General features: G+C 56.8%; 15 protein-coding genes. 6 read left to right on the top strand and 9 right to left on the bottom strand.

Annotated elements, in window-relative coordinates; translation table 11 throughout:
* Positions 1-70 precede the first annotated feature (70 nt).
* The 3 genes from Y5S_RS02760 to Y5S_RS20070 are packed head-to-tail and all read left to right on the top strand — an operon-like array spanning position 71 to position 980.
* Entirely contained in the window at positions 71-430 is a 360-nt protein-coding gene (locus Y5S_RS02760) for a mercuric transporter MerT family protein (protein WP_035230258.1), read from the top strand.
* Positions 431-468: 38 nt separating this feature from the next.
* Positions 469-756, top strand: a complete 288-nt coding sequence (gene merP / locus Y5S_RS02755; protein ID WP_035230257.1) for a mercury resistance system periplasmic binding protein MerP — start codon at positions 469-471, stop codon at positions 754-756.
* Positions 753-980 (top strand): GDCCVxC domain-containing (seleno)protein, encoded by a 228-nt coding sequence (locus Y5S_RS20070; RefSeq protein ID WP_081939636.1) that lies wholly within the window; start codon positions 753-755, stop codon positions 978-980. Before merP ends, Y5S_RS20070 begins: the two co-directional genes overlap by 4 nt.
* Here the strand turns inward: Y5S_RS20070 and Y5S_RS20160 are convergent.
* The 8 genes from Y5S_RS20160 to Y5S_RS02715 form a co-directional block, all read right to left on the bottom strand.
* Positions 972-1,274 (bottom strand): YkvA family protein, encoded by a 303-nt coding sequence (locus tag Y5S_RS20160; protein WP_197055078.1) that lies wholly within the window; start codon positions 1,272-1,274, stop codon positions 972-974. The two genes, Y5S_RS20070 and Y5S_RS20160, sit on opposite strands and share 9 nt — an antisense overlap.
* Before the next feature lie 137 nt (positions 1,275-1,411).
* Positions 1,412-1,654, bottom strand: a complete 243-nt coding sequence (locus Y5S_RS02745) for a DUF6316 family protein (protein ID WP_156107554.1) — start codon at positions 1,652-1,654, stop codon at positions 1,412-1,414.
* A gap of 31 nt (positions 1,655-1,685) precedes the next feature.
* Positions 1,686-4,832, bottom strand: a complete 3,147-nt coding sequence (locus Y5S_RS02740; protein ID WP_052041357.1) for an efflux RND transporter permease subunit — start codon at positions 4,830-4,832, stop codon at positions 1,686-1,688.
* A 13-nt stretch (positions 4,833-4,845) separates the two neighbouring features.
* A complete protein-coding gene (locus tag Y5S_RS02735; RefSeq protein WP_035230255.1) occupies positions 4,846-6,060 on the bottom strand; it encodes an efflux RND transporter periplasmic adaptor subunit in 1,215 nt (404 codons plus the stop codon).
* A gap of 23 nt (positions 6,061-6,083) precedes the next feature.
* Positions 6,084-7,394, bottom strand: a complete 1,311-nt coding sequence (locus tag Y5S_RS02730) for a TolC family protein (protein WP_009575229.1) — start codon at positions 7,392-7,394, stop codon at positions 6,084-6,086.
* 63 nt (positions 7,395-7,457) lie between these two features.
* Positions 7,458-7,805, bottom strand: a complete 348-nt coding sequence (locus Y5S_RS02725) for a hypothetical protein (RefSeq protein WP_035230254.1) — start codon at positions 7,803-7,805, stop codon at positions 7,458-7,460.
* Between the two features lie 138 nt (positions 7,806-7,943).
* Entirely contained in the window at positions 7,944-8,267 is a 324-nt protein-coding gene (locus Y5S_RS02720) for a YkvA family protein (protein ID WP_081939635.1), read from the bottom strand.
* Positions 8,268-8,350: 83 nt separating this feature from the next.
* On the bottom strand, positions 8,351-8,626 hold the full coding sequence (locus Y5S_RS02715; protein WP_022960217.1) for a metal/formaldehyde-sensitive transcriptional repressor: 276 nt from the start codon (positions 8,624-8,626) through the stop codon (positions 8,351-8,353).
* 73 nt (positions 8,627-8,699) lie between these two features.
* On the opposite strand from Y5S_RS02715, the gene dmeF reads away from it, so the two are divergent.
* On the top strand, positions 8,700-9,626 hold the full coding sequence (gene dmeF, locus Y5S_RS02710; protein ID WP_035230249.1) for a CDF family Co(II)/Ni(II) efflux transporter DmeF: 927 nt from the start codon (positions 8,700-8,702) through the stop codon (positions 9,624-9,626).
* A 385-nt stretch (positions 9,627-10,011) separates the two neighbouring features.
* Here the strand turns inward: dmeF and Y5S_RS02705 are convergent, their stop codons facing one another.
* Positions 10,012-10,968 (bottom strand): arsenic resistance protein, encoded by a 957-nt coding sequence (locus Y5S_RS02705; RefSeq protein WP_035230247.1) that lies wholly within the window; start codon positions 10,966-10,968, stop codon positions 10,012-10,014.
* Between the two features lie 545 nt (positions 10,969-11,513).
* Between Y5S_RS02705 and Y5S_RS02700 the strand changes: the two genes are divergently transcribed.
* Both Y5S_RS02700 and infC read left to right on the top strand, forming a co-directional pair.
* Positions 11,514-11,852 (top strand): hypothetical protein, encoded by a 339-nt coding sequence (locus tag Y5S_RS02700; RefSeq protein ID WP_035230245.1) that lies wholly within the window; start codon positions 11,514-11,516, stop codon positions 11,850-11,852.
* A 259-nt stretch (positions 11,853-12,111) separates the two neighbouring features.
* Positions 12,112-12,669: a translation initiation factor IF-3 gene (infC, locus tag Y5S_RS02695; RefSeq protein WP_035230243.1), complete on the top strand. Its 558-nt coding sequence runs from the start codon at positions 12,112-12,114 to the stop codon at positions 12,667-12,669.
* Positions 12,670-12,707: the final 38 nt, after the last annotated feature.

Here is a 12,707-nt window from a genome sequence, read left to right as displayed (position 1 = left end):
TTGAACTTGACTCCGTACCTGAGTACGGTGGTTACACTGGCTTCATCACAATTATTGGGTGGATTCAGCCATGACCCCAAAACATAAACTCGCTGAAAGCAACGTACCCGTTATAGGTGGCGTGATTGCCGCTATCGGTGCGAGTCTGTGCTGTGTCGGACCTTTTGTGTTGCTGACGCTGGGCATCAGCGGCGCCTGGATCGGCAACCTGACACTGCTGGAGCCTTATCGTCCTTTCTTTATTGTCATCGTGTTGTTGCTGTTCGGTTGGTCTGGCTGGCAGGTTCATCGACCAATCGAGGCCTGTGCGTCGGGCACCGCCTGCGCCGTACCGCAAACACGGAAACGGCGGCAGATTATTGTCTGGACCACGGCAATCATCGCGCTGATCCTCGTCAGCAGTAGCTACTGGATTCCCCTGATTGCCTAAAAAATGGCGCTCAACCGTTAAAGACTCTGGAGCCAACCATGCAGAAAATCATTCTCAGTATCGTATTCACCCTCGCCAGCTTCTCGGCCTGGGCCAAGCCACAAACCATCGAGCTGGATCTGCCAACCATGAACTGTGCCATGTGCCCAATCACCGTCAAAAAAGCGCTGACCAAGGTTGAAGGAGTAACCAAAGCTGAAGTCAACTATGAAAAAAAGCAAGCGGTGGTGACCTTCGAAGATACCAAGACCAGCGCTGAAAAACTGATCGAAGCGACCACCAATGCCGGTTATACCTCAACGATCGTTAGCGAAAAAAAACCATGACAGAAGTCATTCTACAATCGGAACTGACTTGCCCCGAATGCGGCCATAGAAAGATCGAAACCATGCCGACAGATACTTGCCAATGGTTTTATGAATGCGAAGGTTGTCATACATTATTGAAGCCGAAGGTCGGTAATTGCTGTGTGTACTGTTCCTATGGATCGGTGCCATGTCCTCCGGTACAGCTCAACCCGAATTCAAAAGGGTGCTGCAATTCACCATGACAGACCAACCCTTAAAAGTGCGCCATAGTGCATAACAATGGCAGCCAAGTTCACACACCAGAACAAGCCAATGGCCAAAACGGCGGGCCAGCTTTTAGGTAAATTAATGCTGCTTTTTTCGACCTGCGTTTGGAACTTATGCCATAAAGGTTCAGGGATTAACTTTGCCGCCAGATAGATTCCAAAGGGCAAGAGTATGAGGTCATCCACATAGCCCAGAACGGTGATGAAGTCTGGGATCAGGTCGATGGGGCGCAATGCGTAGCGTAGGCAACAACAATCATGACGAGGCATTTCGCATATCAGCACAAACCGTCAACATCTACCCCGCCGGCCATGATGCTCAGAGGCTGTACCAGTTCGGAAGCGAAGAGTTATACCAACGCATCTATGGGGGCGGCACATTGAATGCTGTGTTGTTGGGCCATTGGCTACTCATCCTTTTTGACAGCTTTCAGGAATTCCGCAAGGCTATCTTCGGCCGCTTTTTTGTTCGGGAATGGCCCGATATTTTGACCTTCACGGGTTAAAAAATACCAGTCACTGTTAATGGCGTGGATGCGATGTGTTCGAAAGTGTGGAGCTTCCTTCGGGTCATCTTTTCGTTGCTTGGGTGGATCGTTCATAGTCTTACCAGGGTGTAAACCGCAATAAAAGAACGTTGAAAAAATCATGGGGAGATTCCTCCCCATGGTAGGGCTTTGGTTAACTATCAGTGTCGTGCTTAATGTCGCCTGTGGGAGTGGAGTTACTGGCACTTCTGCCATGCAACAACGCATAGAGCACAGGGAGTACAAACAACGTCAACAGGGTGGACGAGATAATCCCGCCGATCACCACGGTCGCCAGAGGACGCTGTACTTCGGCGCCGGTGCCGGTATTGAGTGCCATGGGTACAAAGCCGAGGCTTGCTACCAGGGCGGTCATCAATACCGGCCGTAAGCGGATCAGGGCGCCTTCGACAATGGCCTTCATCAGGTCACCCTGCTCGTGCCACAGATCGCGGATAAAGGCGATCATCACCAGGCCGTTTAACACCGCCACCCCGGAGAGGGCGATAAAGCCAACACTCGCCGAGATCGACAGGGGCATGTCTCGCAGCCACAGGGACAGAACCCCGCCGGTGAGGGCCAGTGGCACGCCGGTGAAGATGATCAGGGCATCCTTGAGGGAGCCGAAGGCCATCACCAAGAGTGCGAGGATGATGGCGAGGGTCACGGGCACCACGATGGCAAGCCGCTGACTGGCGGACTGCAGTTGCTCGAAGGTCCCGCCGTAATCCAGCCAGTATCCGGGAGGTAGGTCCACGTCGTCCGCAATGCGCGCCTGTGCTTCCTCGACAAATCCGCCCAGGTCGCGGTCCCGCACGTTGGCGGTGACCACCACCCGACGCTTGCCGTTTTCCCGGCTGATCTGGTTGGGCGCCGGAGCCAGCTCCAGCTCGGCCACTTCCGACAGGGGCACATAGCCGCCGTCCGGCAGGGGGACTGGCAGGTCCGCGAGGCTGTCCACATCCCGGCGGATGTCTTCGGGAAGACGCACCACCAACTGGAAGCGGCGGTCGCCTTCGTAAATCAGGCCGGCGTTTTCGCCCCCGACACCGGCCGCCACCAGACCCTGGAGATCATCCACGGTCAGCCCGTAGCGGGATAGCGCCATGCGCTTGGGGTGTACCGACAGCATGGGCAGGCCGGTCACCTGTTCGACCCGGGCATCGGCGGCGCCCTCCATGGATTCCACAACCTCAAGGACGTCGTTAGCCGATGCCAGCAACTGATCCAGGTCATCGCCGAACACCTTGATGCCGAGGTCGGCACGCACGCCGGAGATCAGTTCGTTGAAACGCATCTCGATGGGCTGGGTGAACTCATACTTGTTGCCGGGAAGCATTTCCACCGCTTCTGCCATTTCCGCCACCAGTTCATCCTTGGTTTTGTCGGGATCCGGCCATTGGTCGCGGGGCTTTAAGATGACAAAGTTGTCCGCCACGCTGGGAGGCATGGGGTCGGTGGCCACTTCCGGCGTGCCGATCTTGGCGAAGACCTTGTCTACCTCCGGAAACGCCTTCAGCCGTTCTTCCAGCTGCGACTGCATCTCGATAGATTGCTCCAGTCCGGTGCCCGGGATGCGCAGGGCATGGAGTGCAATATCCCCTTCATCCAGTTGTGGAATAAATTCCGACCCCAGGGTGGTCGCCAGCCAGAGACAGACCGCTACCAGCGCGGTCGCGCCGCCCAACACCAGCCAGCGGAACCTCATGGCCACCCGTAGCGCGGGCCTGTAGAGCGATTTGGCGCCGCTGATTACCGGGCTTTCCTTTTCGCTGATCTTGCCCCCCATAAAGACCGCCACAGCGGCGGGCACCACGGTCAGTGACAGCACCATGGCCGCTAGCAGTGCCATTACGACAGTGGCCGCCATGGGGTGGAACATCTTGCCCTCGACCCCGGTGAGTGCAAAGATCGGCAGGTACACCACAGTAATGATGGCGACACCAAAAAGGCTGGGACGAATCACTTCGTTGGTAGCCTCGAACACCAATTGCAGACGTTCCTTGAGAGCCAACTGACCCTGGTGCTGGGCCTGGGACAGGCGCCGGATACAGTTCTCGACGATGATGACCGCGCCGTCGACGATCAGGCCGAAGTCCAGCGCCCCCAGGCTCATCAAATTGGCGGATACGCCAGACCGCACCATGCCGGTGATAGTGGCAAGCATGGACAAGGGGATCACCGCTGCGGTTATCAAAGCGGCACGCAGATTGCCGAGCAACAGAAACAGCACCACGATCACCAGCAGCGCCCCTTCGAGCAGGTTCTTCTCCACCGTGGCAATCGCCTTGTCCACCAAGGCTGTGCGGTCGTATACCGCCTCCACCTTGACGCCGTCGGGCAGGGAGGGCTGAATGGCCTCCAGCTTTTCGGCCACCGCCTGTGCCACCGCCCGGGAATTTTCCCCCACCAGCATCATGGCGGTGCCCATCACCGTTTCCTTGCCGTCGCGGGTGGCGGCGCCGGTGCGCAGCTCCTTGCCAATGGCCACTTCAGCTACATCGGCTACCCGGACTGGCACACCATCCCGGTTGGCAATCACCACCTGTTCAATATCACCAATGGTGGTCAGCTGCCCGGGCGAGCGCACCAGCAGCTGTTGGCCGTTGCGTTCGATATAGCCGGCGCCGCGATTGGTGTTATTGGCCCGCAGGGCGCTGACCAGTTCATCCACCGTGATGCCGAACTCCAGCAATCGTTGGGGCGACGGCGTGACGTGGTACTGCTTGTCGTAGCCGCCAATGGTGTTGACCTCGATTACGCCGGGCACCTGGGCCAGCTGGGGTTTGATGATCCAGTCCTGGATCTCCCGCAGTGCCGTGGCGTCCAGCGAATTGCCATCCGCTTGAGTGGCGCCGGGCAGGGCTTCTACGGTGTACATGAAGATCTCGCCAAGACCGGTGGCGATGGGACCCATCTCCGGCTCCAGCCCGGGGGGCAGCGCGCTCTTGATGGCGCCCAATCGCTCATTGATCAGATTGCGGGCGAAATAGATGTCCGTGCCTTCCTCGAACACCACCGTGACCTGGGACAGGCCGTAGCGGGACAGGGACCGGGTATAGGACAGGTTGGGCAGGCCGTACAAGGCCGTTTCCACCGGAAAGGTAATGCGCTGCTCCGCTTCCAGGGGCGAATAGCCTGGTGCTTCTGTATTGATCTGTACCTGGACATTGGTGATATCCGGCACCGCGTCGATGGGCAGGCGCTGAAAGCTCCACACGCCCACGCCGACCAGCACCAGAATAAGGGATAACATTAAAAACCGTCGCTCTACCGAGAGACGTAAGATGGCATTGATCATCATAGCCTCCTGGTTAGTGGTCGTGGGATGCGCCGGATTTTTCGATATCGGCCTTGATCAGGTAACTGTTTTCCACTACATAGCGGTCGCCTGCCTGCAGGCCGGCCAGCACCTCGGTGAAGTGGCCATCGCTGCGGCCCAGTTCCAGCGGGCGAATTTCGTAGGTGTCCTCCACCTGAATAAACACCACGGTCCAGTCCCGGAAAGATTGCAGGGCGCGGTTGTCAACCACCAAGGGGGCCTCCAACGTTTCCACCACGATCTCCCCGGCCACCAGCAAACCGGGGGTCAGCAGTCCCTCGGCATTGTCAACTTCAACCCGGGCCAGGGTGTAGGGCGCGTTGCCGGGTGCCGGCAGCAGGTGGCGGATGGTGCCTTCCTGGTCAATGCCGTCAGCTTTCAGCCAGACTTTCTGGCCAATGGCAACCTCGGCCCGTTGGCCGGGGAAGACCTTGAGTTCGGCCCACAGAGTGGTCAAATCGGCAATGGCGAATAGGGGTTGCTCCCCGGCCATTTCCCCGTTGCTGATCCGACGCTCAATGACGATTCCGTCGATGGGCGCGCGCAGTGCGTAGGTCTGCAGACTTTCGTTGGATTCTACTTGAGCGAGTACGTCACCACGTTCGACCCGATCGCCCAGATTGACCTTCACCTGGCTGACCACGCCCGGGAAACGGGCGCGGATCCGGGCAATCTGCTGCGGTGCCGTGGTCAGGCTGCCGTAGGTGGTGAGGCTGCGCTCGATGGCACCCGGCCCGGCTGCGGCCGTTGTTATACCCGCTTTATCTGCGATATCCGGGGCGATCCGGGTGCGACCTTCGTGGGATTCCCAGCGCCAGCGGTAGTTCTTGCCGTCCATGGCGAGGGTCACTTCTACGTCGAAGGAGTGGGGTTCGGCCACCACGCCATCCCCCAGCCAGTAGTCCCCCCGGTAGGCGAAGTCGAATGTGTCCACTTGCCCGCCCAGGCGGGTGAGCTGGACATTGAGGTCAATATCATCGGAAACGGCGCGGCCAGCCTTGGTGACCCAGGCCCGGTATTCCGGGGGAACGCCCTGCTCAAAGATTTGCAGTTCGATGGTGGCGTCGTTCTGTTGCAGCAGTATGCCGCCGTGAGGCCCTTTAGCCTCGGCCTGCGATTCGTCGTGTTGTTCCTCGGCAGCTTGTAAGGGGCTGATGGCAAGGCAGGTGGCCACCAGAATCAGACAGAATTGTTGTATCAGTTGCATGGTGTGAATCCTGAATTTGTGGGTTAGCGCGTCGGGGCACCCGGGACAGTGGCGAGTGGCTGTGCCGTGAGTTGTTCGATCAGCGCCTGGTTGAGCAGGGCGGTGGTGGCGGCGTCCACTAGTGCCTCCCGTGCTGAGAGCAGCTCCCGCTGTGCGGCGGTCCACTCCACATAGCTGTAGCGGCCGTTTTCGTAGGCCTCGCGGGTCTGAGTGAGTGCCTCGGTCAGGTCGGGAAGCATTTGGCTGCGAATCTGCTCAACAGTCTCGATACTCTGTTGCCGCAAGTGGTAGGCGTCGAACAGGCGCGAATGGAGGCGCAGCAGGGTATCCTCCCGGCGGAATCGGACCTCATCCCGCGCCGCCAGGGCGGCCTGCACCTCGCCGCGATTGCGCCGTCCGGAAAAGAGCGGTACTGAGAAACCAGCGGTCAAGGCGGTATCGTCCGTCTCCTCGAAACGCCGGACGCCCACCTGCCAACGGATATCGCTCTCGGACTGGCTGCGCGCCAACTGAATCTCCGCTTCACGGATACGCTGTTCGCTCGCGTAGATTTGAATGGCCGGGCTGTCGCTGACCCGCTGGTACAGGGCATCGAAGTTGTCGGAGGAACCGAACTGGAACAGATCGCCTTCCAGCATTTGAAAGTCCGGGCTGGTATCACCCCACAGCGAAGCCAGAGCCATTTTCCGGCTCTCGTAGGCGGCTCGAAGACGGGACTGCTCAATACGACTCTGGGTGAGCGCAGCCCTGGCGCGCAGGACTTCGGCCTGGGGCGCCGCGCCCCTGTCGGCGCGGCGGGTGACGATCTCGTGGGTGGCCTCGGCCAGCGCCACGGCTTCAGCGGCCAGTTCGAGTTTTTCCTGCAGGGCCAGTGTGGCGACAAAGCGCTGGGTCACCTGTCCCAAGAGATCCAGGGTCTCGGCCCGACGCTCGGCCTCGACCCGCCCGTATCGTGATTCAACCACGCTGACGCGGGCCTGACGCTTGCCGCCAAGTTCGAGGACCGATGACAAGGACAGGGTGTACTCCGCCCCGTCAACTCCTCGCAGATTGTCGCTGCCGAGGAAGTTTTCCACTTCCAGTCCGGCCTCCAGGGCAGGATTTTGATCTGCCGTAAGGCGGCGGCCCTCAAGGCCCTGAAGGCGAAAATCGAAGACCTGGAGGCCGGGGTTTTGCGCCATGGCCCGCGAGAGGGCCTCGGACAGAGTGAGCGGTTTCTCTCCGGCGTGTGCCAGGGCGGAACCGAATGCCAGCGCTAGAAGGCAAAAGGCATGGATAATAAAGTGGCACGGCATTGCGCGCCGCCCGTTTTTTACGGGCATTCTGAAAAGCATGAGACTGCTCCTACGAAAGTCTAAATGACAGTTGTTCCCCGGGTGGGGAAGGTATTCGCAGGATCAGACGATAGGAGGGCGGAAAAGGGAGGATTGAACCCCGGTGGTGAAGTTGGCTTGGTAGTCGGACAGTACTATTCCTGCAGTCAAGCCGGAAATGTTGGTGAGGGTTCCCATCAATACCATGTGAAAGCAGCTATGGCTGTGATGGCAATGGTCCGCTGAATGACTGGGGCTGTCGGGAGACGACTTGGTTGCCTGATTTTCGCTGGAAAAATCCGCTGATTCGTGTGAATGCTCATCATAATGTGGCATTGCGGGGTTGTGCGGTTGTGCTTCATAGGCAATAGACGCCACTGACTGCAAAGCAATCAACAGCGTCATTGCGACTATGAAACAGCGTTTAATCATGCAAGTGGTCCCGGAATTTGATCGTGAGCCTAGCAGAAAGGCAACCACATGGAAAGGACTGGACTCCCATGGCGTTACGTGAGTCAGTAGTGCGCTGGCCTGAGCAATTCAATTGGAGGCGATAATTAAATTGCGTCATCAATATCCCCATAGATAGATTGATACCGCTATAGCGTATAGCCACAGACCGATAATGACGCCTGCCGCGACCCGGCTGATCGGCGTTGAGTGGTGGAGTCTAGCGCGTTCGCGATTCTCATGAATGACAATCTTTGGAGTCATTTTTATTACCAGCCAGATGCCCGCCGGAACGATCAATAAGTCATCCAGGTAACCAATAACCGGGATGAAGTCTGGTATGAGGTCGATAGGGGAAAAAGCATAGGCACCGACGACGAAGGCCAGTATTTTGGTGTGCAGAGGGGTGCGAGAGTCCCGCGCAACCAGCCACACCGTATACATGTCCTGCCTGATAAGCCTGGCCCATCGTTTCAGGTGCCTTCGCAATGTCTTCACCGGTATTTCGGCACTAATCGTTGAATGACCTATTTTAAATACGATCGCAGTATGTCGATGACATCATCGAGTTCCTGCTGACGCTGTGCCTGAGAAATGTCTTCTGCGCCCAGATGTTCACGCAGATGACCTTCGAGCACTTCGGACATCAGGCCATTAATGGCGCCGCGAATAGCCGCTATCTGTTGCAGTATGGCGGTGCAATCCTTGCCCTGATCCAGGGCTTTTTCAATGGCTTCTGCCTGCCCCTTAATGCGTCGAACCCGGGTTAAGAGCTTTTTTTGATCCCTGTTGGTGTGTGCCATAAGCACTCTTCTCTAGTGTGAAAATATATACTGGGGTATAGTATATATCGCGATGCATTAAGGTACCAGTCCTGTGGAAAAATTTGACAACACCATTCCTTGGCAGCACTCCCATATTTTTGATGACGGCAATCCGTTAGCGGAACGAAACACCCGGTGGGCGGTTTGGCTCACCGCAATTACCATGGTGGTGGAGATCGCCGGGGGATGGATTTACAACTCCATGGCGCTATTGGCCGATGGTTGGCACATGAGTTCCCATGCCATGGCGTTGGGTTTGTCGGTCTTGGCTTACGGCGCAGCACGGCGTTTGGCCCATAGCAAACGCTTCGCCTTCGGCACCTGGAAAATTGAAATCCTGGGCGGTTACACCAGTGCGATTTTGTTGGTCGGGGTCGCCGGGTTGATGTTGTTTCAATCCGTTGAACGCTTGCTGGCACCGAGCCCCATTCACTATGACCAGGCGATCCTGATTGCCATGGTAGGTTTGCTGGTCAATCTCGCCTGTGCCTGGTTATTGAAAGATGGTCATGCTCTTCATCATGGCACGGATAGTCACGATAACCATCATCACGACCTTAATCTGCGTTCTGCCTATCTACATGTCATGACCGATGCGGCAACCTCGCTATTGGCCATTGTCGCCTTGTTTGGGGGCAAGTGGTGGGGGGCCAGTTGGCTGGACCCAGTAATGGGTATTGTGGGTGCAGGCCTGGTTTCCGCCTGGGCCTACGGGCTTTTGCGGGATACCGGTCGCGTGCTTCTGGATGCAGAAATGGATGCGCCTGTGGTGGCGGAGATACACGATGCCATCAAGTCGGCGCCGGTAGAGGCGGCAATAGCGGATTTGCATGTCTGGCGAGTGGGGAAGGGAAGCTACGCGTGCATCTTGTCGCTCGTGGTGGATGAAACCGTAGCGCCTGACGATATCAAACGGTATTTAGGCGTACACAGAGAGCTTGCTCATGTGACCGTGGAGTTGAATCAAGCCAGAGGGTAGCCCGCAGGAATCATCCCGCTCCTTTAGACGCTGCCAAGCCTTCGATGATTGCATCGTGATCACTGATCAGAGGCGGCGGACAGCACGAGTACGCGACCATGCCGAATAAGTCAACCTGGGACTGGAAGGGGTGGTGTACAGGAGAAAGCCCAAGGCCGGTCAGAGCAACACCTCCCGTTGACGGGTTTGCTCCGGCGAGGCCAGCCGGTGGCCATGCCGCCAGAAGGGCAACCAGGTTAAGCCAGACCTGATGCTGCTCCAGTATCTGGGCCACGGCGCCCTTATGAGAGTATATCCATCAGTGTCAAAATCGTCTATTTGTCGCGTCAAAATCCGGGGGTGATGTTCAGAGAAAGTTCCTCGATCATGCCGCTTATTGTCTGGCTCAGTGGGTATTCTTGATCAGACGCGGCAGCCAGCGCAGATACGCGACCATACCGAACAACTCGACTAGTGATTGGAAAACAATGACAACGACAGCGGCCCGCCAGGGTTCCGGCAGTGACAGGGCCAGTGGCAGCATAACGAAGGAGTTTCGGGAACCAAAGCTGAAGGTGAGGGTGCGGCCGATAGTGGGCGTGAACCCGAATAGCTCACTGAGCCCCTTGCCGATAATGGCGGCGGCAACCAGGTAAAGTACAAAGACCATGAGCGCCGACCACAGCAGGGCGCCATTGTCGATCACCAGGCTGACCTGGGAGCCGGCAATCAGAAACACCACCAGTGCCAGCAACGGCACGGGCAGCCACCCAAGCCAGTCCACCAGTGTTTGCGCTCGCGGGTACTTTTCCGTCAACCGTTCGGTTAACCAGGCCAGGATCAGGGGGGTGACAATCAGTCCGAAGAATGCCGGCAGCAAGTGGCTGCTAACCGCCAGCTTAATGGCGATATTGCCCATGAAGAGCCAGATATAAACGGGCAGCAAAATGAGCTGCACAATCAGCAGGATCGGCGCGGCGGCGATGGCCCGGGCCCCGTCCCCGCCGCCAAGATGGGTAAAACTGATAAACCAGTCCGTACAGGGCACCAGCAGTACCAGCAGCACGCCGAGACGAATAGCTGGATCATCCGGTAACAGCCACAACAGAAGACCAACGAGCACCGGTGTTAGAATAAAATTGCCCGTCAGCAAAGCGGCCAGAAAGCGGCGATCACGAAATGCCGACCTGAGATGTATCAGTGGTACCTGAGTGAAAGTGGTATACAGAAGAACACCCAGGGCTGGCCAAAGCAACATCTCCCAATGACGGGTCTGTTCTGGTGATACCCAGCCGATGGCCATGCCGGCCAGGATGGCAACCAGATAAATCCAGACCTGAGATCGCTCCAGTTGTTCGCGCATTCAAGGCTGTTCCTGTCTTTTTTCGAGGGTACGATAGTATCACTGGTAAGCAATGAACTCCCGGGACACACCCTGAGGATTTCGGCAGGCTCATCGAGGAGGGCCGGAATCTCTTTAGGCGGTGTCGGGAGAGATACGGTAAAATAGCCAGTGCCAGCATTTGACCTTTTTTTGCCGGCAGTAGATGGGATGGGCGTCTCCACAGGGTTGGTTTTTTTACCCTGTTTGGCTGGTTCTGACCCTGTTGAGCGCGGCTATCAGTAAAAAAAATGAAATTATTTATAAGGAATTTCTGAGCATGGTATTTTTCATGGTATTACCGATTAGCAGGAAAATAAGTCATTGAATTTAAAATATAAAAAAGGCTTATTGATAATAGAGTGGGAATGATCTGAGAGGCGTTAAAAGTGGCGGCGCGTAGCCGCCTTTTTTATGCCTGTCGAATTCAGGTTGATGGCTTACAGTGCTTTGAGACTTGAGCGCTGTTAATCACTCGCCTTGTTGCATAGGCTGGCCTCCCTGCGTTAATAGCCAAGGATGTGAAGATGAAATATGGAATTTCTCTGCTGGCGGTTGTGGTTCTGTTGTTGGCCGGATGCAGCCAGCCCTTGCCAGAGGATCGTCTGGACTACGCGGGGTTGTGGCAGGCTGAGAACATGTACCTTTTGATCACTGCTGATGGTCGGGTGGATTACCAGAGGTCAGAAGGGGGGCGCTCTTCCTCTGTCAGTGCCCCAATCAAAGAGTTTGTAGGTGATGATTTTGTCGCAGGTGTGGCTTTTGCCACGACGACCTTCGAGGTTGCGGAGCCGCCACGGTTGAATAATGGGCAGTGGGAGATGGTGGTCGATGGCGTCCGGGTGACTCGTTTGCCAGGAGAGTAAAGGCGCTGAGCCTGAAGGGCGGGATTGCTGCTTGAAAAATGACCCGATTTCCTTACAATACGCAGCCTTCCCGGAATCCAGAGCCGGTTTACTGGTGTCTGGATCGTGAGCAGGGTCTCACCGCCGGGTAGAATTCATTCCGTTTCAGTGAGTTGCGCGCTCCAGACCGTGTGTTTGGGGTTGTTGTGCCCGTTGTGGTGGCATACAATGCGCGCCTTTACTGGGCGGCGAGGCGTGTCGCCTCATTGTCGATAATAGATTGGAGGTTCACGACATTAAGCGTGGAGGCAATAAGGGCCGCGAGCAACGCGCCCGAATCAATCAGCAAATCCAGGCAACCGATGTTCGGTTGATCGATGTGGACGGCGAGCAGGTCGGTATTGTGACCCTGCAGGAAGCGCTGGAGAAAGCCACTTCTAAACAGCTGGATCTGGTAGAAATCTCCCCTGGTGCGGAACCGCCCGTTTGCCGAATCATGGATTACGGCAAGCATCTGTTTGAGGCGAAGCAAAAGGCCAAAGAAGGGCGCAAGAAGCAGCGTCAGACTCAGGTCAAGGAAATCAAATTCCGTCCCGGCACCGACATCGGCGACTATGAGGTGAAACTGCGTAACCTCAAGAAGTTCCTCGAGGCCGGAGACAAAACCAAGATTACCGTCCGCTTCCGCGGCCGGGAAATGGCTCACCAGGAGCTGGGCCGGGAACTGCTCGAGCGTATCGAGAAGGACCTGGAAGAAATCGGCACTGTTGAGCAGCGCCCGAATATGGAAGGTCGCCAGATGATCATGGTGATCGGCCCGGGTAAAAAGAAGAAGTAACTTTTCTATAACGGAACGGTTACTGCATTAACTAACCA

The sequence above is a fragment of the Alcanivorax nanhaiticus genome, from assembly GCF_000756665.1.
Taxonomy (GTDB): Bacteria; Pseudomonadota; Gammaproteobacteria; order Pseudomonadales; family Alcanivoracaceae; genus Alcanivorax; species Alcanivorax nanhaiticus.
The sequence above is the reverse complement of the archived record's forward strand: the minus strand, read 5'-3'. Positions and strand labels throughout refer to the sequence as shown.

What these genes read in the sequence shown, in the direction of transcription:
- Y5S_RS02760 (WP_035230258.1), top strand. Translation starts at nt 71, where the DNA reads ATGACCCCAAAACATAAACTCGCTGAAAGCAACGTACCCGTTATAGGT.
- merP (WP_035230257.1), top strand. Translation starts at nt 469, where the DNA reads ATGCAGAAAATCATTCTCAGTATCGTATTCACCCTCGCCAGCTTCTCG.
- Y5S_RS20070 (WP_081939636.1), top strand. Translation starts at nt 753, where the DNA reads ATGACAGAAGTCATTCTACAATCGGAACTGACTTGCCCCGAATGCGGC.
- Y5S_RS02745 (WP_156107554.1), bottom strand. Translation starts at nt 1,654, where the DNA reads ATGATTTTTTCAACGTTCTTTTATTGCGGTTTACACCCTGGTAAGACT.
- Y5S_RS20160 (WP_197055078.1), bottom strand. Translation starts at nt 1,274, where the DNA reads ATGCCTCGTCATGATTGTTGTTGCCTACGCTACGCATTGCGCCCCATC.
- Y5S_RS02705 (WP_035230247.1), bottom strand. Translation starts at nt 10,968, where the DNA reads ATGCGCGAACAACTGGAGCGATCTCAGGTCTGGATTTATCTGGTTGCC.
- Y5S_RS02725 (WP_035230254.1), bottom strand. Translation starts at nt 7,805, where the DNA reads ATGATTAAACGCTGTTTCATAGTCGCAATGACGCTGTTGATTGCTTTG.
- Y5S_RS02730 (WP_009575229.1), bottom strand. Translation starts at nt 7,394, where the DNA reads ATGCTTTTCAGAATGCCCGTAAAAAACGGGCGGCGCGCAATGCCGTGC.
- Y5S_RS02720 (WP_081939635.1), bottom strand. Translation starts at nt 8,267, where the DNA reads ATGTATACGGTGTGGCTGGTTGCGCGGGACTCTCGCACCCCTCTGCAC.
- Y5S_RS02735 (WP_035230255.1), bottom strand. Translation starts at nt 6,060, where the DNA reads ATGCAACTGATACAACAATTCTGTCTGATTCTGGTGGCCACCTGCCTT.
- Y5S_RS02715 (WP_022960217.1), bottom strand. Translation starts at nt 8,626, where the DNA reads ATGGCACACACCAACAGGGATCAAAAAAAGCTCTTAACCCGGGTTCGA.
- Y5S_RS02740 (WP_052041357.1), bottom strand. Translation starts at nt 4,832, where the DNA reads ATGATCAATGCCATCTTACGTCTCTCGGTAGAGCGACGGTTTTTAATG.
- Y5S_RS02700 (WP_035230245.1), top strand. Translation starts at nt 11,514, where the DNA reads ATGAAATATGGAATTTCTCTGCTGGCGGTTGTGGTTCTGTTGTTGGCC.